The 20,358-nt window shown below is 45.4% G+C and carries 16 protein-coding genes and 2 riboswitches; of the genes, 9 read left to right on the plus strand and 7 right to left on the minus strand.

The features are described from left to right. Positions 1 to 24: 24 nt before the first annotated feature. On the minus strand, positions 25 to 2,373 hold the full coding sequence (locus KNO68_RS13770; RefSeq protein ID WP_214685745.1) for a bifunctional diguanylate cyclase/phosphodiesterase: 2,349 nt from the start codon (positions 2,371 to 2,373) through the stop codon (positions 25 to 27). 139 nt (positions 2,374 to 2,512) lie between these two features. Here KNO68_RS13770 and KNO68_RS13775 point away from each other — a divergent pair, with 139 nt between their 5' ends. Both KNO68_RS13775 and KNO68_RS13780 read left to right on the plus strand, forming a co-directional pair. Next, positions 2,513 to 3,340, plus strand: a complete 828-nt coding sequence (locus KNO68_RS13775) for a CPBP family intramembrane glutamic endopeptidase (protein WP_251025012.1) — start codon at positions 2,513 to 2,515, stop codon at positions 3,338 to 3,340. 18 nt (positions 3,341 to 3,358) lie between these two features. Then, positions 3,359 to 3,889, plus strand: coding sequence for a GNAT family N-acetyltransferase (locus KNO68_RS13780; RefSeq protein WP_353047989.1), 531 nt, complete (start codon positions 3,359 to 3,361; stop codon positions 3,887 to 3,889). Between the two features lie 22 nt (positions 3,890 to 3,911). Here KNO68_RS13780 and KNO68_RS13785 read toward each other — a convergent pair whose 3' ends face one another. The 3 genes from KNO68_RS13785 to KNO68_RS13795 form a co-directional block, all read right to left on the minus strand. After that, entirely contained in the window at positions 3,912 to 5,414 is a 1,503-nt protein-coding gene (locus KNO68_RS13785) for an N-acetylmuramoyl-L-alanine amidase family protein (protein WP_214685751.1), read from the minus strand. Between the two features lie 172 nt (positions 5,415 to 5,586). Beyond that, positions 5,587 to 5,889: a hypothetical protein gene (locus KNO68_RS13790; RefSeq protein ID WP_015880690.1), complete on the minus strand. Its 303-nt coding sequence runs from the start codon at positions 5,887 to 5,889 to the stop codon at positions 5,587 to 5,589. A 54-nt stretch (positions 5,890 to 5,943) separates the two neighbouring features. Beyond that, positions 5,944 to 6,621, minus strand: coding sequence for a hypothetical protein (locus tag KNO68_RS13795; RefSeq protein WP_214685753.1), 678 nt, complete (start codon positions 6,619 to 6,621; stop codon positions 5,944 to 5,946). Positions 6,622 to 6,885: 264 nt separating this feature from the next. Here KNO68_RS13795 and KNO68_RS13800 point away from each other — a divergent pair, with 264 nt between their 5' ends. Further along, positions 6,886 to 8,151: a tetratricopeptide repeat protein gene (locus KNO68_RS13800; RefSeq protein WP_214685755.1), complete on the plus strand. Its 1,266-nt coding sequence runs from the start codon at positions 6,886 to 6,888 to the stop codon at positions 8,149 to 8,151. 47 nt (positions 8,152 to 8,198) lie between these two features. Here the strand turns inward: KNO68_RS13800 and KNO68_RS13805 are convergent, their stop codons facing one another. Beyond that, entirely contained in the window at positions 8,199 to 8,516 is a 318-nt protein-coding gene (locus KNO68_RS13805) for a hypothetical protein (RefSeq protein WP_078146244.1), read from the minus strand. A 197-nt stretch (positions 8,517 to 8,713) separates the two neighbouring features. After that, positions 8,714 to 10,555 carry an ATP-binding protein gene (locus KNO68_RS13810; RefSeq protein ID WP_078146245.1) on the minus strand — a complete coding sequence of 614 codons (1,842 nt, stop codon included), beginning with the start codon at positions 10,553 to 10,555 and terminating at the stop codon, positions 8,714 to 8,716. A gap of 237 nt (positions 10,556 to 10,792) precedes the next feature. Here KNO68_RS13810 and KNO68_RS13815 point away from each other — a divergent pair, with 237 nt between their 5' ends. The 6 genes from KNO68_RS13815 to KNO68_RS13840 all read left to right on the plus strand — a co-directional run bounded on the left by KNO68_RS13815 (position 10,793) and on the right by KNO68_RS13840 (position 19,148). After that, entirely contained in the window at positions 10,793 to 11,398 is a 606-nt protein-coding gene (locus tag KNO68_RS13815) for a flavin reductase family protein (RefSeq protein WP_078146246.1), read from the plus strand. A 172-nt stretch (positions 11,399 to 11,570) separates the two neighbouring features. After that, a complete protein-coding gene (locus KNO68_RS13820; protein WP_214685761.1) occupies positions 11,571 to 12,521 on the plus strand; it encodes an AAA family ATPase in 951 nt (316 codons plus the stop codon). Further along, the gene (locus KNO68_RS13825; protein WP_214689419.1) at positions 12,518 to 13,588 is read left to right on the plus strand and encodes a DUF58 domain-containing protein; all 1,071 of its coding nucleotides are present in this window, start codon (positions 12,518 to 12,520) and stop codon (positions 13,586 to 13,588) included. Before KNO68_RS13820 ends, KNO68_RS13825 begins: the two co-directional genes overlap by 4 nt. Further along, positions 13,585 to 15,684, plus strand: coding sequence for a transglutaminase-like domain-containing protein (locus KNO68_RS13830; RefSeq protein WP_215112651.1), 2,100 nt, complete (start codon positions 13,585 to 13,587; stop codon positions 15,682 to 15,684). Before KNO68_RS13825 ends, KNO68_RS13830 begins: the two co-directional genes overlap by 4 nt. Positions 15,685 to 15,725: 41 nt before the next feature. Next, positions 15,726 to 15,826, plus strand: a riboswitch (purine riboswitch). Positions 15,827 to 15,938: 112 nt separating this feature from the next. Continuing rightward, positions 15,939 to 17,462 (plus strand): glutamine-hydrolyzing GMP synthase, encoded by a 1,524-nt coding sequence (guaA, locus tag KNO68_RS13835; protein ID WP_031424658.1) that lies wholly within the window; start codon positions 15,939 to 15,941, stop codon positions 17,460 to 17,462. Between the two features lie 134 nt (positions 17,463 to 17,596). Beyond that, a riboswitch (purine riboswitch) is annotated at positions 17,597 to 17,698 on the plus strand. Positions 17,699 to 17,786: 88 nt separating this feature from the next. Next, entirely contained in the window at positions 17,787 to 19,148 is a 1,362-nt protein-coding gene (locus KNO68_RS13840) for an NCS2 family permease (RefSeq protein WP_251025013.1), read from the plus strand. Between the two features lie 26 nt (positions 19,149 to 19,174). Here the strand turns inward: KNO68_RS13840 and KNO68_RS13845 are convergent, their stop codons facing one another. After that, positions 19,175 to 20,017, minus strand: a complete 843-nt coding sequence (locus KNO68_RS13845) for a VanW family protein (RefSeq protein ID WP_215112652.1) — start codon at positions 20,015 to 20,017, stop codon at positions 19,175 to 19,177. Positions 20,018 to 20,358: the final 341 nt, after the last annotated feature.

A 20,358-nucleotide genomic window follows, 5' to 3' on the forward strand; every position in this document is an offset into this window, starting at 1 on the left:
CTGTCACCTGACAGAAGCGATTTTTTAGTGTTTCCCGAATTCGAGATAGGTCGTTGTTTGTTTTACGTGAAGCGGAACGTCTGTCTCAGACAACGGAAGACTGAAGTAGTAGCCTTGCACGTAGTCACATGATTCCTTGAGTAACCATTCGAGTTGGGCGGATGTTTCCACACCTTCCATGAGAACTTTCATACCAAGGTTGTGACCGAGTTGAATCATCGAGCGGACGATGGCCTCTTGATTGCGGTCGGTGAACAGGTTCTCGATAAACGACCGATCGATTTTTAATACTTGCACAGGAAGTTCCCGAAGTTGGCTGAACGAAGAATAGCCGGTCCCAAAATCATCGAGAGAAATGAGGATCCCGAGCTGATGCAACTGTGTCAGTTTTTCACGAGTCGAGGCCTCATATGAAAGCATCGAGGACTCGGTCACTTCCAATTCGAGATACATCGGGTCCATCCCCGTCTCCAAAAGAATGGATTGTAGCGTATCAACAAAGTCTTCGCGCGCAAATTGGAGCGGGGAAACGTTAAGGGATAATGTAAAGGGACGTATCCCAGTTCGTTGCCAACGCACCCAAGCGCGACAACCTTCCCGAATGACCCAATGACCAATCGAATGAATTAACCCCGTGTTTTCCGCAATCGGGATGAAGTCAGATGGCGCAACCTTTCCGATTTGTGGATGTTGCCATCGAAGTAACGCTTCCGCGCCTTCTAATCGATTCCGCTTCAAATCGATTTTCGGTTGATAGACAAGTGTCAGTTCGTTTTTACTTAGTGCGGTGACGAGTGCTTTTTCTATCTCGATATTGCGCAAGAGTTGAGGTCGTGATGATTCTTCGAATAATTTGATATTATTCTCTCCATCTTGTCTGGATTCATCAGCGGCAAGACGAGAAAATTGAATAAGTTCTTCGGAAGAAGCACTATCCTTAGGGAAATGACTGATTCCCGCACTCATCGTCAATTCAAGAGTCGTGCCATCCACGTCGAAGCTGGATGAAATCGCCTTAATACATTTTTCAGCCTTTTGATGAGCGAGCGAACTGCGTTGCGCAAATAGTAAAATGACAAACTCGGATGGTCCGATTCGTGTCAATACATCGTCTGGGTGAATCGTATGTTTGAGGCGGTCAGCGACTTGAATGATCAACTCATCTGCTCCGTGATGCCCGAGAATGTCACTTAGGAAACGCCAGCGGTTTACGTCGATGTATAAACAGGCGACCGAACGTTCTTGTGAGATACATTCCTTCAAGAGGGCATCCAGTTTATGCCGATTTGGTAAGTCCGTCAATGCATCGTGAAAAGCCATATGTTCAATCAGACGCTGAGAGGCGACTGCTTCGGTCACATCTCGGATAAACCAGAGTACTTGATTGTTTGAACCATCTTGAAGTGGATAAGACGTCACTTCTAACGTACGATGATTCGTGTCAATTTGTACCGGCTGATAGAACGGCTGTTGAGCCGACAGCAAAGGATGATAATCCTGAAAAAAGGGTTCTGTCGCATGTCCCTCGAATAAGTGAGCGAACGCTTGATTTTGATATTGGATTTCACCATCGCTTGTCGTCGTCACTACAGCATCCGTTGTCGATTCTAAAATCGTCGTTTGAAAAAGGTCACGTTTTTGGATTTGTCGTTCTAACGTATACGCAATAAAGTACATCCCGAATAAGAGAAACACGATGCTCGTGACTAACCATGCGAGTAGGGTCGGATCAATCGGAACCTGCCTGGCGGGTGAAGCATCAGGAATGATAGTCGTTGCCCGCATTCCAGCAAGGTGCATACTGAAAATAGCTGTCCCCATCAGAAGGGAGAACATTAGTTTAACGGGCAAGGATGTCCGTGCCGTAGCGTAGGACGAAAAGAAACCTACCCATAAGGCGAGAAAGGAAGCGCCCCAAGCGATACCAATTGAAATCAATACCCATAAGGGATCAAAGTCCAATTGAACACCTTGGATGGCTTTCATGCCAATATAATGCATGCTGACGATTCCAAATCCCATCAAACCGGAAGATTGCAGTAAGGACATCCATGTCGTCTTGCGAGAAATCAAACCGAACGACAGGATGCACCCGACAATCGCCGGAATCATTGATCCGATAATGAGCCAAATCGAATAGGTGCTCTCATGTAAGGACGCATGACCGAGCATGGCCACAAAATGCATGGACCAGATGCCAAGACCTAGCGTGGTACCACCAAATAAAATCCAAGTACGATGAGACGTTGTCACACCTCCTGTGACCCGCTTCGCTAATTCGAGTGCCATCAAGGCTGAAACGCTGGCAATGAGAAAAGCGAGTATCATCAAAAATCCATTGTGACTTGTTGTATGCGTGCTAATCTGTTCCATAGTGTCGATACCTCATAGGGTTATTTAATCCATTCATCACTTCATTATATGCCGAACAATTATAATTACATACAAAAAGATTCAAATGCTATTCTTCCAATCAAATAACGGGTACTACATTGCTGAAGGGGTGCTGATTATGTATAAAAACAAATACATCAACTTTTTCTTATTGGTCTCATTCGGCTACTCATGGCTTATATGGGGAAGTTTGTACTGGTGGACCGATTTACCAATCATGGTCATCGTTATTTTAGGGGCGTTTGGTCCAAGCATTGCAGGGTTTCTCACGATGTATCGACTTCGGGGCGGGGAAGGGGTGACACATCTTCTTCGGAAAAGCATTCAGTTCCAGATGAGTTGGAAGGCGTATGCGATTCCTTTTTTGTTGGTTCCGTTCTTATTTCTCGTAGCGTATTGGTGGACGGATCGAAGCGGTGCCCTACTCGTTCGAGAACCGTGGTGGGTCGTCCCATACTTCTTCTATATGCTATTTCTCGGAGGGACGTTGCAGGAAGAGTATGGATGGCGCGGCTATTTGCTGGACGCCTTACAATCAAGATTCTCTCCACTTCTAGCTAGCCTGTCACTGGGGGTCCTTTGGGCGATGTGGCATATTCCGCTCTTCTTCATGGCTGGAACAGGACAGGCGAATTTGTCATTTTGGGCGTATGGCTTAGCCGTGATGGCATATACGATCATCATGACTTGGGTATACAACGGTTCGTCGCGCAATTTATGGTCGGCCTTTCTCATGCATACGATGTTCAACGTAATGTTCGTGATGGTCGGGTTCGAAGCGGAAAGTGGTTATCCAATCGGGTTTATTCATTTGACAATCATATTATGGACCGCTGCGATTTTAGTCATTTGGAAAACGTACGGTAAATTGAATTATGAGCCGCTCGAAGAAATGATTCCCTCGTACCCGAGTGTTACGCAACGAATTCGTGAGGGTAAAGAGTAAAACAAAAAAGAAAAGGGAGTGGCCGTCTTGAATTTTCGTGCACTCGAACAATCAGACGTGAAATCCTTGCAGCGCTTATTTATGGAGAGTTTGAGTGACTTGATTCGACGAGAGCGGTTTGAAGATGCCGATTTGCTCGATGAAGAAGTGGCGCGTCTGAACACGACGATTCAAGATCATTTCGATGATGACACCGTTGATCTGTACGTTGTAGAAGAGGACGGAATCCTTGTCGGAGCAGGGGCGTTATTACCTCCGAATGATATCATCTCAGGCAACATACAAATTGAGCGTGATGCGATTGAGCTAGGGAGTGTCTATGTGTCACCACGAATGCAGCGGCGAGGTGTCGGGCAATTCCTGTTAGAAGAGATGATGCGTGAAATTTCGGTTCGAGGGAAGAAGGTCTTTTATTTAGATGCCGGATTCCCGAGCGCACAAGCCTATTGGCAGAAACGATTGGGTGAGCCGTCTCATATCCTCGAACATTATTGGGGACCTGGGGCATCCCATATGATTTGGCGAGTCCATATCAAACAAGGAACTTAGCTGAGTGCTAAGTTCCTTGTTTTTAGTAATAAGATCGCATGAATTGATGAATGCCGGATGCCGTTGCTTCAGCCATTCGTTGACGATATGTCGTACTCGTTAAATGTGAGCGGTCGCTTGAATTACTGATGAATCCGTATTCGACAAGGGTAGAAGGTGAAACGTTCCGTCCGACTACGTATACATTTTGATACTTGACCCCACGGTTTTGAATCGTGGAAATCCGTGAAGCGATCTCTTTGTTGATACTTGAGCCGAGACTACGGCTAGCGGAAACGTAAGGGTTTGTCGTATAACTTTCTGACGTCGGGACGAGTACCTCGTGTCCATGTGCCGTGTTATAAACGGAAGAGTTCGCGTGAAGACTGACGAACACATCCCCTTTATAAGACTTGTTGAGTGACACACGCTGTTCAAGGGAGAGGTATGTATCGTTCGAACGAGTCAATTTAACGTTGTAGTCATAGGTGCTCGATAAGACGCCAGCTAGACGTTTCGCAATATCAAGTGCAATCACTTTCTCATAAACAGAGCCATAGACAGCGCCAGGATCGTTTCCACCATGTCCTGCGTCGATGACGACCGTTTTACCGGTTCCGTTTGTATCCGTTGGTGTCGTAACAGTCGTAGGTTTCAAGTACTCGGATGCTACATACCCGGTTTTGCCGTTGTATGTGACTTTATACCACGAGTCATAACGGCTGACATATTTGACGACCGATCCAGCTGGAATGACGGTCAAGACATCGCTCCATGAAGCGGCGCTAAGACGCATATTCAAGTTCACGGTCGTTTTATAATAAGAAAACGGAGTGACGGGAGCTGTCGTCGCCATTAAATAGTCAGAAGAAACGTAACCGGTTTTCCCATTATAGGTGACCTTATACCATGACCCGTAACGGCTCACATATTTGACAGTCGCACCCGATGGAATCGTTGTGACGATGGAACTCCATGAAGCGGCGCTGAGACGCAGGTTCAGGTTGGCAGTCGTCTTATAGTAGTCCGAAGGTGGGACTGGGTCACTCGTAGGTGTTAAATAAGCAGAAGCGACATAGCCCGTCTTTCCATTGAACGTCACTTTATACCATGACCCATAACGACTGACATACTTCACGGTCGCGTCGGCAGGGATCACGGTGACCACATCACTCCATGAAGCAGCGGTGAGGCGCATATTTAATCGGTCTGTTGTCTTATAGTAAGCAGAAGTGTTCGAGACCGAAACATATTGAGAAGCGACATAGCCTGTTTTGCCTCCATAACTGACTTTGTACCACGAACCGTATGTACTAATATACGTGACGCTTGAGCCAGATGGGATTGTCAAGAGGACTGGGCTCCAAGTAGCTGCGCTGAGGCGAAGATTTAAGTTGGCGGTAGTGGTATAGGTCGAGGCGGCTTCGGCGACAGTCGATTGAATGCCGGAAGAATCCAATTGGAACGGGACAATCGCTGTCCCGGATATTGCAAGTGAAGAACTAAGTAACAGCTTTAAACTCCATGACGGTTTTGTTTCATTCAATGTTCAAACTCCTTTACTCATTAAACTGGTGACAAGGGCGGCGTATGAGAGTGCATCTAGGTTGTCCCTGCTTATTATATAAGTAAAAAGGAAAAAATGGAGGGAAATATATAATTCATTTACCTTTTTTCTAAAATAAAAAAGACGCACGAGGCGTCTTGAGCAAATCAGTTTATACGATGCGTGGCATATCATCAACAAGTAGTTTGACTGGTTCATCTACTTTAACAATGCGTGGCATGTCGTCGACGAATAATTTAGCAGGCTCATTTACTTTAACAATGCGCGGCATGTCATCAACGAAAAGTTTAATTGGTTCATTCACTTTAACGATACGAGGCATATCGTCAACATGTAATTTGATAGGCTCATTTATTTTGACGATGCGAGGCATATCGTCCACTAATGGTCTAACAGAACTTCCTAAAAGTAAAACTGCTGTTGCGATAAATAGTACTCCTGTTACTTTTTTCATCAATAAAACCTCCATTAAACAATTATTTTATGTTTTTAAAGCAGAAAATCCTGATTATTCATCGGCTTTCAAAGAATCGAACAGTTGGTACAGTGTTTCAGATTGCTGATATATACGTGTCTCCATATCTCCTGAGTAAGCATCTGGGATGTTGGCAGGAAAAATCACTACTTTTTCAGATTCACTTTTTACAGCAGTCGCTAGAATAGAAACATTTACTTGTTGACTCAATAGCGTACTGCAAAGAGAATGTGATATCTTATCAGTTTCAGTGATTAAATTTGGTCTCCAACAAACTGATGTTTCGGGCAAGATATACAAAATATGTCCTTCTTCAAGTAATGTGATACATTGATTCGTTACAAAATCAGGATCTTGTTCAACATTAATATATTCATAATCAAGCAACTGTTTTTCATAAATTGTTTTTGTACTTCGTTTTAAAATTGAAAGAGAAAGTTCAGGTCCTAAAATGTATAACTTTTTAAATGAATGAATATGTTTTATAGACCTGGCAATCAATCGAGGTAACGATTGATAGTAATCAATTTGAAAAGCGTTTACAATAAAACCTCTAGGAGAAGATAACAACTGGGTTAGATGTTCTAACCCTGAAAAGTTATCATGATCTTCAGGAGTGTACATTGTATTTACGGTTGGAACTTGCTTTGACTTAAAATAAATTTTAGGTTTAATGTAGTCTTCGGCAAGTAAGAAACTTAGTTTTCCCATTTGTCATTTTCACCTCCGTAGTGATGATTGAAATGAAATATGCGATTTAGTAAAAATTGACTAGGTAATTTGTAGAAACTGTATTTACTAGTTCAATATTATCATGTCATCTTTGTTAAAAGGTGATGATTCGGTTGGGAAACTTTCTGTTAAAAGTGCTCTATTAGACGGGTTTTTTGAGATGAATTTCCTGAACGTATGACAAAAAGACTAATTTATTTTAAAAAAATCGACTATTTTAGTTCGAAGGGGCTACTGCTTGATATGGAATATAATTTTGGAAACTTAATCAAAGTGGAACGCATGCGAAAAAATATGAAGCAGTCTGTGCTTGCTAGAGGGATTTGTTCGATTTCATATTTAAGTAAAATTGAAAATAACCAAACAACACCTAGTGATGAAGTATTGGAATTGATTTTTGAACGGCTAGAACTAGATGTTCCACTTTATTATGATTTTAGTGAGAAAATAGATCAAACGAAGAAAGAAATTCGTGACACTTTGAAGGAAGCGTTATTATCAAGACAAGAGGAAAAATACTTTAAGCGAATTGAAAAATTCAAAACGAATCCTGTTGTTTTACAGTCAAAAGAGTTGTATGTCACATTGTTGATCACTTTGGCGCGATTTGGAATCACACCAGGTGGAAATGTTCAATATTTAATCGAAGTTGGCTGGATTAAAGATCAGTTATCGAATGATGATCGAATACGTTATGATTTGATACAGTGCATTTACATGTTCTTATATCAATCTGCTGATCGTGAAACAACTGTTAACCTATTAGAAAAAGTAGGGAAGGACATGGCGGATTCGGGTCTTCCGGACTGGGAAAAAGCAGATATGCGATATGTGATGGGCGCACTTTATCACCGATTTACGGATTATTCGCAAGCGATTGATTACGTAAAACCGGCACTCGAGTATTTCCAAGAGAATTTTTGTCTCGAACGAATCATCGAATCACACATGATTATCGGTTTGTCATTTAAACGACGTAAACGATACACCACAGCGTTAGAGCATTACGAAAAAGCAGCGAAAGTAGCGGATAAGGCAAACTTAAATGATTACTATGGAATGCTTTACAATAACATGGGAGATATCTATTTTTTAATTGGTGATCAAGAAAAAGCACAACAATACTTTCTTGATAGTTTTAATGTTAAAGAAGGTGCAAAAAGTAAACTCTATAGTGTGATGTCTTTACTCGAGGTAAATGTTGCTCAAAATGACATCGAGGGTATTATGAAGTGGTTAACAGTTGGTTATGAATTAAAAGGCAACAAAGAGGACTTAATTGAGTTTGACTTTCACTTCGATATCTATGTAAACAAGTATAAGAAATGTGATCAAAATGAGCTGATTCATAGCCTCAAAAAAGCAGTAGATTATTTTGAAGCCTACGATGAATATTACACACATAAATACGCATTATGGCTGTCTAGAGAATTACGTAGTTCAGGTAAATATAAACTTGCTACAGAATACTATGAAAAAACAATCTCAATGATGTCACGTTGGGAGTGAATGAAAAGAACTCGAGATAAGTAATGATACTTAAATCGAGTTCTTTTTTATGGTGTCGTGAAATAATGCACAGTCCACACTTGTTCTTGGACGAGGCGTTCGTCTTCTATATGACCGTTAAGGACCTGCTGTAATAGGTGAATCAAATGTTTTTGAAGATTCGCATCATGTGAACCACTATGCAAAATTTCCTCTTCGCTCGCAATAATGTAAAATCCACCAAGGCGTAATGGCACGTGCTTCCGAATCAAAGCAGCGGCAGATTGAAACTTCGCTTGCTCCCCCATGTGAGGTACGTCAATCTCAAAACGTCCCAATTGATTAAAATCTCCAATCTCTGAAAAAGGCGGGTCACGATGATCCAATGGCAAGTCCTCCGATCCTAGCAATCTCTTTATAATCAGTATATCTTGTTTTTGGCTTAAAACGTGTAAAAATAAATGGATAGGGTATCCTACATCCACGAAAATGCATCGGTTTCTTTCCTTTCTATATATTGTCAAAGGATTCCTTCCAAATTAGGCAAAAAAGAGTCAAAAATAACACGGTCGACATGACCGTGTTATTGCATGATGTGCTCTTTTGAGGTTGGTAGTTCACAGATGAATGTACTGCCCTCTCCATATATCGATTCGACATGGAGTTGACCCTCATGCGCTTTGGCAATTTCTTTACAAATTGCGAGACCGAGTCCGGTACCACCGATTTTTCGACGGTCCGAATTATCGACTCGATAAAATTTACCGAAGAGATGAGGGAGTGAGGCACTTGGTATTCCCATACCATGGTCTCTTACTTTCATCACGACCTCTTCATCTACGCGTTCGAGCGATACAAGGATATTCCCGCCATCTGGCGAATATTTGATGGCGTTACTTAATAGGTTGCCGAGCAATTGACGCATCCCTTCTAAGTCCGCATCAATAATGAAATCTTGTTCGGTATCGGTGTCGATGAACAGCTCATGTCGGTCCGTCGTTTCCTGATAAAACGCGACACTATCTGTGACGAGCTGATATAAGTCGACCGGTTCCCACTCGAACGCTTGTTTTCCAGACTCCATTTTTTGAAGATCTAAGAAATCGTTGACGAGATAGGAAAGGCGTTTCGCTTCATCGTGGATCGTCTTCAAATACAGTTCACGACGACTTTCCTTCAAATCACGTGACAGCATCAGCTCGGTAAATCCGTAAATCGAGGACAAAGGCGTCCGTAATTCATGCGAGACGGTCGAGACGAGTTCAGATTTCATCCGATCAATCTCCGTTTCGGCCGTGACGTCACGTAAGACGAGCATCGTTCCACGAAGTCTGCGGTCCCGATAGACGCTTTCAGCATAAAGTTGAATGAAGCAATCGCCTTGGTCGATTGAAATCGTCAGTCCGTCTTCCGGCGGGTCTTGTGTGAAGACGCGCTCGAAGTATCGGACAAACTGTTCATGCTGATCGACCCGTTCCGCCAGCTGTTCGATATCGATATCGATGGCAGAGAGTTCTTCGTATCCTTTGTAGTCGAAGTGTAAATCATCAAACATGCGGATGAAGGCGCGATTGCCGACGACCGTATCATCTTCATAGTTCACATACAAAATGGCTTCCCGTACAGAGTTGATGAGTTGCGCTGTTTCTTTTCGATCCTGCTGCATCTGACGATAAAGCTGCATGCGGAGAAGTGAGATGGCGAGTTGGCTTGCGAATGCGTTCAACTCCGATTTTTCACTGGCATCGTACTGTTCGTCGTAACGAGCCAAGTAAAGACAGCCAATCAGACTATTATCCGATGGGTCCATGATAGGAATGACCGTCTCATAGATATAATATGGATACGTGTGTAACGCATCGACGACCCGCTTAGAAGTGGCGGCCGGTAACTTTGAAATCATGACTCGTTTAAGCAAAAGGGAATCTTTCTTTAGACTTTCTTGTTGATCTTCGGTCATCTCTTTCGGTACGACAGACGTGATTTCTCCGTCTTTGGTGAGTAAGAGGGCACCGAACTCAGATTTTGTAAGCAACACAATCTTTTCAATGACAGAAGAGTAATCGAATAGTGATTCTTTCGAGGCCAATACTTCAATCAACTCATTGCGATATTGAAGATTGATTTCGTTTAATTTCGATTCGTTCAATACGTTTTCGAGCTTTTCTTTCTTCGCTTTCAGTCTGCTGTTCTGGTCGGCCATCCGTTTGATGAGCGGGCGTCCGATTAATAAGATGGCACTGATGAACATGACGAGCCCAATCATCCAAATCCATCGGAGAGCAGTGAGTTCGAGAGTGGAGACATTCCCATCTCGAACGAACCAGGCCCCAATCAAGGTCAAAACCAGACTGAATCCACAGACACTATATAAAATACTGAGTATTTGACGACTGTTCAATTGTTCAATCCACTTGCTGATCATTCGTTCTACTTCCTTCCTTGAACATAAAAAACGATAGGTCATCTTTTCCTTGCCCTGAATTCTATGAGACCGGGAAGGGAAAATGAAACAATTTGCTTATACGAAGTGTTTAAAATCATATACACATAATGCGATTTACCCAAAATACATGAAATGTACACGTGTCAACCTGCTTTGCGTTGACATTGTCTGATGAAGTGATTATTTTGAAGTTAAGATAAAAAGGAGTGTGAGTCTATGCTATCGATTGAACCTTCTGCTTTGACTGAACGAGACACATATAAATTTTTGATTGGCAGTATTGTTCCAAGACCGATTGCGTTTGTCACAACACAACATGGGGACGTGATTAATGCCGCCCCGTTTAGCTACTTCAATGTAGTCGCATCCAATCCTCCGCTCGTCTCTGTCTCGGTTCAACGAAAAGATGGCGTGATGAAAGACACGGCGCGTAACGCACTCCGTACGAATGAACTGGTGATTCATGTCGTAGATGAGACGAACGTCATCAACGTGAACGAAACGGCCGCCAACCTTGCGTCAGATGAGAGTGAGCTATCTCGTACGGACTTTACGCTTCAACCGAGTGATGTGATTTCAACGCCAGGGGTCAAAGAAGCGAAAATCCGTTTTGAATGTGTGCTCCATCATCACTTGCCGATTGAACATGACGGAAAAACGACTGCCGATCTATTGATTGCACGAATTGTCCGTTTTCATATTGATCGAGAGTTATACAGTCAAGGACGCATCGATGCCAAACGGCTAGCGCCTGTCAGTCGGATGGCGGGCAATAGTTATGCGACCCTTGGGGAACTATTTGATGTGAAGCGCCCAGAATAATCGATAAACGTGCCCGTTTTTTCTAAAGAACGGACACGTTTTTTGGGTAAAGAAATAGGAAGCGCATTTGGGTGCGGTATTTCTTTCTTTCCGATACTCGCTTGTGTCACAATAAAGTCAGAACATTCTAACTTTCAGTCATCCTAGACCAGAGAAAAAAGGGGAGTCCGTCATGTACCGTCCAACTGTCCAATCGATTATTACCGCTATTGAAACCGTGATTGTCGGAAAAGAAGAAGTCATCGCAAAAAGTCTCACTGCCTTGCTAGCAGGTGGGCATGTATTACTTGAAGACGTACCAGGAGTGGGGAAAACGATGCTCGTTCGTACGTTCAGTCGAGCGATTGACTTAGATTTTAAGCGCATTCAATTCACGCCGGACATGCTGCCATCCGACTTGACCGGGATTTCGATGTATAACCAAAAAACGAGAGAATTTGAATATCGACCAGGTCCGCTCATGGGTAACATCATTTTAGCGGATGAAATCAACCGGACCTCACCGAAAACGCAATCGGCTCTTCTCGAGGCAATGGCTGAGCGAAGTGTGACAGTGGACGGGGAGTTGAAAGTGTTACCGTCACCTTTCTTCGTCATGGCGACACAAAACCCGATTGAGCATGAAGGGACGTATCCGTTACCGGAAGCACAGTTGGATCGCTTCTTACTTAAAATCGAGATGGGCTATCCGACGTTCAATGAAGAGATTGCGTTGTTGTCACGTTTTGAAAAAGAAGAGCCGCTCGAGGCGCTTCAGAGCGTGATCACGAAGCAAGAAGTCGAACTGATGCAACGTGAAGTGAGAGACGTACATGTGTCGAGTGCGGTCAAGCAGTACATCGTGCGACTGGTACATGAGTCGCGAAAAGATCCGCATACGTATTTAGGCGGGAGTCCGCGAGCCACACTTGCGTTGATGAAAGCAGCACAGGCATGGGCGTATATCCATAATCGTGATTTCGTCTTGCCGGATGATGTGAAGGCGATGGCGACGAGCGTGCTCGGACATCGCGTCCTTTTGACAGCGGAAGCGCGATATAAAGGAAAGTCACCAAATCAGTTGATTCAAGATTGGCTGGATACGTTACCTGTCCCGATGGATCGTGAGGTCAATGAAGTATGAAAAACTGGATGAAGCTGTTCGTTGTATGGGCGGCGGCATTCGGATTGTATGCATTTGCCCGCATCGAAGGCAGTATCGTCGCCTCAACATTATGGTGGTCGTTCGTCGTGTTGACCGTCTACTGGACGCTCTTTATGATTTATCCGGTCACGGCGGCAAACGTATTGCGTCGTGTGACGACGAAGCGACTTGTCTCTGGACAAACGATGGACGTCGAGTTACGAATTGAACGGAAGTATCCCTTCTTAATTGGGATGGTCACGTTAGAGGAACGATTGCCACAACGTTTGACGGATGAAGACAAGACGATTGTCGTTCCGGTTGACCGTTTTTTCCGGCAGGCAGAAGTCGTCCAGTATGAGGTCGGGGCGATCAAGCGTGGGATTCATGTCTTTGACCGCACCGTGCTCCATGTACGCGATGTGTTCGGTTTGTTCGACCGGAAGCGGACGTTGCGACTCGAAACGGTCGTCGAGGTGTCGCCTGCCGAATTGCCGTTTGATTTACCTCGAGACGAACATGTCGGCGGTCGTGGGGAACAATATCGTCAAATGCGGACGTATACCGAAGTGGCCAATACGACCAGCGGAGTTCGGGAGTATGCGGCAGGGGACCGAATCGGACGGATTGATTGGAAGGCATCCGCACGTCGAGGGAACTTGATGACCAAGACGTTTGACCAGGAACAAGAGAAGAAGCTCTCACTCGTATTCGTGCCTGCCGTCTCTGCCGGGTATGAAGAGGCGTTTGAACGTTCCCTTTCCTTACTCGTTGGGGCGATTCGTCAGTTAGAACGAAAAAATCTGCCGTTTGAACTTTACGTCATCGAAGAGCAGGTGCGACTGTTCCATCTTCCCGACCAGAGTGCGGAAGTCGGCCATTACTTGTTGACCGCCACGCCAGAAGCCGAGGGGCGTCTCGTCGAACGAGTGAAGCAAAATCTGCCTCAACAAACTGGAGATTTGATTTTGATCAGTCCGTTTGAAACGACGTCCATTCGAGAGTTGATGCACGAGACACAAGGTAGCTATCATCTCTACACGGCAGTAAATGAGGTGACGGTATGAAGACATGGGTAACCCGAATCGTCTATACGGCGCTTGCCGCCTATTTGTTGTCGTTCTGGATTGAGCCGATTGTCGGAAGTACGACGTTCGATGTGACGTGGCCGTTTTACTTCCTGCTTATCGTGCCGATGTTTGCCAGTCTTCTGCCGTGGGCTGCTTTCCTTGGGATCTCGCTTCTTCATTTCCTCGTCATCTTGTATGTCCATCATGGCAGTATTCTGGACTGGTTTGGGCTATGGATGGAAGATTTGATGGGTGTCATGAGCGGTGAGCTGCCGAATGAAGCAATTTTCTTCTCTGCCATGGCGCTGATTGGCTTGCTGTTCGCCGTGCTCGTCGGACGAACCTATCCGAGTTACAGTTTTGCACTTGGGATGATTGTCTCGACACTTGGGGTTATGGCTTATTTTGATACGTGGACGTTGTATGACGGGGAAGGCAATATCCTGTATGCCATCGTCACATCGCTCCTCTTATTATTTGTCACCGATTTGGCGAAACGACCGAGTCAATCGCTCGTCCGATTCGTCAGTATCGGACTACTCCTCAGTGTCGTCGTGGCTCTCGCAAACGCTTCGCCAACGCTTGAAGGCGATTGGTCTGACCGGATCACTACGAGTTTCCGGAATGCGACGACGGAAGGAGATGGGAGTGGCCCAGGCCGAGTTGGGTATGGAGTGAACGACGAATCGCTAGGTGGTCCGTTTGAACAGGACGACGGCATCGTCTTCATCGCTCGCGGCGTGCCGGCCCGCTATTGGCGCATCGAATCCAAGGCGATTTATACGGGGAAAGGTTGGGTTGAGGCACCGGTCCTTGACTCGAACTACAATCGTGGTCAGTTGGTGGACTCGGAAGTGGATACGACACCGGAACAGGCATTATTACGTTTTGAGCGCCGACAACCGTTCGTTCCTTATGGTGGAGAATATCCGCAAGCCATCGAAACGGAGTCCGGTACCGAATTTCGAGTTGGTGACATCGAGCGGGCGTTCCCGAACGAGACGATTACGATGCAACCGTCCGGAAAGATTGTATTTGAAAATGAGGAACAATCGACTCCGCGGACGATCCAACTTCGTTATAGTGTCCCGGCTTTCTCTGAAGAACAGCTTGCATTAAATGAAGAAATCACGTCGCTCACGGAAGAAGAGCAACAGGTCTATTTACAGCTACCGGAATCGTTGCCAGAGCGTGTACGAAATTTAGCCGCTGACATTACGGCGGAGAGTGAGACACCGAACGAGAAGGCGGAAGCGGTAGAAGCGTATTTCCGAAATGGAGAATTTCAATACGATACCGAAAATGTGGCACAACCGGAGGGGGACACGGATTATGTTGACCAGTTCCTGTTCGACACACAAATCGGGTATTGCGATAACTTCTCGACGTCAGCTGCCGTGTTGTTGCGTGCGAACGGCATACCGACGCGTTGGGTAAAAGGGTTTACGATGGGTGACACACGAGGGGTCGTTCAAGGTGAAGAAGAATATACGATTCGAAATCGTCACGCCCACTCGTGGGTCGAGTATTTCATTGAAGGCGCGGGCTGGGTTCCGTTAGAAGCGACAATCAGTTTCTCGGACGCCAACTTATTGCAGATGGAACGAGAAACGGATACGGAAGATACGACACCGGCTGCGAACGATCCCCAAGCAAATCAAGACAACGATACGCAAAACCGTCCGCAAGAAGATTTGTTGATCGATGATGTGACGACAGGTGATGTTCAAGAGGAGGCGCGCAACATGCCCGTGTGGGGATGGATTGTCATTCTCTTCCTCGTGGTGATCCTCGTTTGGAATCGTAAAATCATCGCGCGTCAAATCATGTATGTCTGGTGGATGAGTCGTCCGCTCACGGATGGGCGTCTCGTCTCGATGCACCGCTATTTGATGAAACGACTGCGTGCGAACGGATTTAAAATTGATGGACGTACGCCGTCAGAACTCGCTAAAGAGGTCGATGCCTACTATGAAACGAATGATATGACCCGTCTGACGGCTTTGTTTGAGCAAGTTGTTTACGCAGAACAAGAGCCAAATTCAAAATATAAAGAATATTGGAAAATCATGATTCGTCGAATTATGAGTTGAAGTGATGAGATGCATCAAGTAAGATAGACGCATTAGTTAGATAATTGAACATGGCATTCCTTCGTATATACTCGTGAATTGGCGCGAGAGTCTCTACCGGACCACCGTAAATGGACCGACTATGAAGGAGCACGTTTCGTATACAAAGAAAAGGGCGTGCTTCTTCTTCGGTTTGGGTTGATCTGGGGGAGGGGCGTGTCCTTTTTTTGAGGAGAAGGCAGAAAGGTGGAGATTTCGTGAAAGTAGAACAAGAAATGATTTTGGTGCTTGATTTTGGTGGTCAGTATAACCAGTTGATCACACGTCGTGTCCGTGATCTTGGCGTATACAGCGAGTTGCATTCACATAAGATGACGGCAGCGGAGATTCGCGAATTGAACCCGATCGGCATCATCTTCTCGGGTGGACCGAACAGCGTATACGCGGAAGGTGCATATCGTTGTGATCCAGAGATCTTTGAACTGGGTATTCCAATCTTCGGGATCTGCTACGGGATGCAACTCATGACACATCACTTCGGTGGTCGTGTGGAACGTGCCGCTCATCGTGAATACGGAAAAGCGACATTGTTCTCAACGCCGGAAGCATCAGCGATTTATAACGGGCTTCCAGTCGAACATACAGTATGGATGAGCCACGGTGACCTCGTCATGGAAGCACCGGAAGGATTTATCGTCGATGGAACGAACCCGTCTTGCCCGGTCGCTTCAATCAAAAACGATGAGTTGAAAATGTACGGTGTCCAATACCATCCAGAGGTTCGTCACTCGGAGTATGGAAACGACATCTTGAAAAACTTCATCTATGAAGTATGTGGTGCCAAAGGCGAATGGTCGATGGAAAACTTTATCGACCTCGAAGTGGAGAAAATCCGTGAAATCGTTGGCGATAAGCAAGTTCTTTGTGCGCTTTCGGGCGGTGTCGACTCTTCTGTCGTGGCCGCACTCGTTCATCGCGCAATCGGTGACCAGTTGACGTGTATGTTTGTAGACCATGGTCTCCTTCGTAAAGGGGAAGCGGATAGCGTCATGAAGACGTTCGCGGACGGATTCAACATGAAGGTCATTAAAATCGATGCACAAGAACGTTTCTTGACGAAACTGGCTGGTGTCTCGGACCCTGAGCAAAAACGTAAGATCATCGGAAACGAGTTCATCTACGTATTTGATGAAGAAGCATCGAAACTCGTCGATATGGACTTCCTCGCACAGGGGACGCTCTACACAGACATCATCGAGAGTGGGACAGACACAGCACAAACAATCAAATCACACCATAACGTCGGTGGATTGCCAGAAGATATGAACTTCACGTTGATCGAACCGCTCAACACGCTCTTTAAAGACGAGGTCCGTGCACTCGGTACAGAACTCGGTCTTCCTGACTATATCGTTTGGCGCCAACCGTTCCCAGGTCCAGGCCTTGGAATTCGTGTCCTCGGTGAAATCACGGAAGAGAAGTTAGAGATCGTGCGTGAATCCGATGCGATTCTACGTGAAGAAGTGAAGAAAGCTGGACTTGAACGCGACATCTGGCAATACTTCACGGTGCTCACGCCGATTCGCTCGGTCGGAGTCATGGGTGACGAGCGTACGTACGACTATGCTGTCGGTGTCCGTGCGGTCACTTCAATCGATGGCATGACGTCCGATTGGGCACGTATTCCATGGGATGTGCTTGAGAAGATCTCTGTCCGGATTGTAAACGAAGTCAGCCACGTTAACCGTGTGCTGTATGACATTACGTCTAAGCCACCTGCAACAATTGAATGGGAATAAGCTGAACAGAGGGGATATCCCCTCTGTTTTGTCTTAAAACCGAACATTCACGTTTTTTATCGATGTAAAATCCGTGAATTTAGTTGACATTCTATTTTCACGCTGATACGATAAGAACGTTCTTATTATAACCGAACAATTATAAAATATTTTGCCGTATAATGTCGGGGATATGGCCCGAGAGTCTCTACGAAATCACCTTAAATGATTTCACTACGGCGAGACATAGATGAGGGTGTATGCCCTCGTATGTTTCGCGTGGGGTCCTCGGTCATTTGCCGGGGACCTTTTCTCGTTTTACGGCGAGCACAAGGAGGAAAACAAATGAGCACACAGCTCAAGCAAGAACAGCAACAACCATCAACAACGAGTCGGATCGATCGTTACTTCCAACTCACAGCACTCGGTACGAGTGTCCGCACGGAACTGATCGCAGGATTTACAACTTTCCTCGCGATGGCGTACATTCTTTTCGTTAACCCGAACATTCTTGGGGCAGCGGGTATGGACACAGGAGCGGTCTTCGTGGCGACAGGTCTTGTTGCAGTCGTCGGTTCATTGACGATGGGACTTCTCGCGAACTACCCGATTGCGATTGCGCCAGGTATGGGCCTTAACGCGTTCTTCGCATATAGCGTCGTCATCGGGATGGGTATTTCTTGGCAAACGGCTTTGTCAGGTGTACTCGTATCAGGTCTCTTCTTTATCGCATTGACGTTATCAGGAATTCGCGAAACGATTGTCAACGCGATTCCGGCTCCGCTCAAAATGGCGGTTGCTGCAGGGATTGGTTTCTTCATCGCGTTCATCGGTTTGAAAAACGCAGGCATCGTTGTCGCGAATGAAGCAACACTTGTTAGTCTTGGTTCGCTCGGAACGGGCACAACGCTTCTCGCGGTATTCGGTCTTGTGGTCAGTGCCTTGCTCATGGCGCGCGATGTAAAAGGTGGTATTTTCATCGGGATGTTGTTGACGGCGATTGTCGGAATGATCTTCGGTCTCGTGCCAACTCCGACAGCCATTTCAGATGTCGTGTCGATGCCGCCGAGTATGTCATCTACATTCGGTCAAGCCATCATCAACTTCGGTGACGTCTTCACGCTTCAAATGCTCGTTGTCATCTTGACGTTCTTCTTCATCGATTTCTTTGATACAGCAGGAACGCTCGTCGCGGTAGCGCGTCAAGCTGGGATCATGAAAGAGAACAAAGTACCACGTGCGAGTAAGGCGTTGTTAGCTGACTCGACAGCGACGGTGGCAGGTGCAATCTTCGGAACATCTACAGCGACTTCATACGTTGAATCGTCAGCAGGTGTCGCTGCTGGTGGACGCACAGGGTTAACAGCTGTCTTCGCAGGATTATTCTTCGGGTTAGCATTGTTCTTCTCGCCATTATTGGCAGTCGTGACGGCGCCAGTCACGGCTCCGGCACTCATCATCGTTGGAGTGCTCATGGCTTCGGCACTTCTCGATATCGATTGGAAAAAGATCGAGATTGCAGTCCCGGCCTTCTTGACGATTATCATGATGCCATTGACGTCATCAATCGCTACAGGAATCGGACTTGGGTTTATCCTTTATCCACTCATGATGATTGCAAAAGGGAAGACGAAAGAGATTCATCCGATCATGTACGGGATGTTGATCATCTTCTTGGCATACTTCATGTTCTTGCCACACGCATAAGTTCATTTGAAAAGCCGGCTCTGCTATTACGAGTCGGCTTTTTTGTATGCAGTATTTTCAGGAAGGAATGGGTCGTACATCGTCATCGCGTGATTTTCTGTGATGAACTCGTTTCGAAGATGTGTGCCATTCATTGAAGTGACTTCTCTAAATATCTGGTTATGTCGGATCGTCCCACCCCACCATTCACGGGTGAAATGATGGTTTTCTTCATATATACGATACTGTTCTTTATTCGGGATGTTCGAGCGCCATTCCCCGACGAGATGATCTCCCTCTATATATAGAAGGAGTTGATACGTTTGCGCCGTTTGGTTTGTGATTTGTAAGTCGAGATAATTATAAGAACATGTCGCACCACTCCCGAAAGGTTGGTCCCGTCGGTAATCTGGGAACACGTCGTAGCTGTGACGATAACGTTCGGTTACGGTCAATGGGCTATGTAAGGTGATCCAATAGATTAGATTGGACAGTTGGCATAGACCACCACCGATTCCTGAAGTGACTTTTCCGTAATGGAGAATCATTCCGTCGACGTATCCTTTACGTTTCGTCGGCTTGCCGATCATCTTCCAATAGGAGAGGACGTCGTTCGGAGTCAGGATAGAGCCGTTCAGTTTGGTGATTGCAATCTTCAGATTGATAACCTTGTTATGTTGAACTTCCATGTCGACATCTCGGAGTTGGCGATATAGAGGAGTGCGGTGTGTATGGATCAGATATGGCATCGGGTCAGGATTTCGCTTTGAAACATATTTTCGTTTATCCGTCATCCATTCAAGTCGTCTCTTTAACGTATATACTTGGGTACCGGACCATATTCTGAGCGGTGAACGTTTCTTAGGCCGCTGTAAATCAGATTGCATCATGAAGGGCTCCTTAAAGGTTTATAGTCGTTATTAGATATAGCTGTATTCTTTAGAGTGATTTATTCTTCCTTCAAGGAGTTGGGATTCGAACTTTGGATGATGTAGAAAAAGATTTAAAAGTTTTTTTAGGATAATGCTTGCAAGATCAAAAAGCAGGTGATATAGTTATCTCTGTTGCCAGCGACAAACGTTGAACAAACGAAAAAGTTGTTGACATCAAAATGAATTAAATGTTATTATCATTTAGTCGCCAAGAGCGGCAGACGAACTTTGAAAACTGAACGATGAGGCAAAAATAAGTTTTACCATTTTTGAATGAAGCGCAAGCTTCGTCAATTTAA

The organism is Exiguobacterium sp. s75 (genome assembly GCF_018617145.1).
Lineage (GTDB): Bacteria > Bacillota > Bacilli > Exiguobacteriales > Exiguobacteriaceae > Exiguobacterium > Exiguobacterium profundum.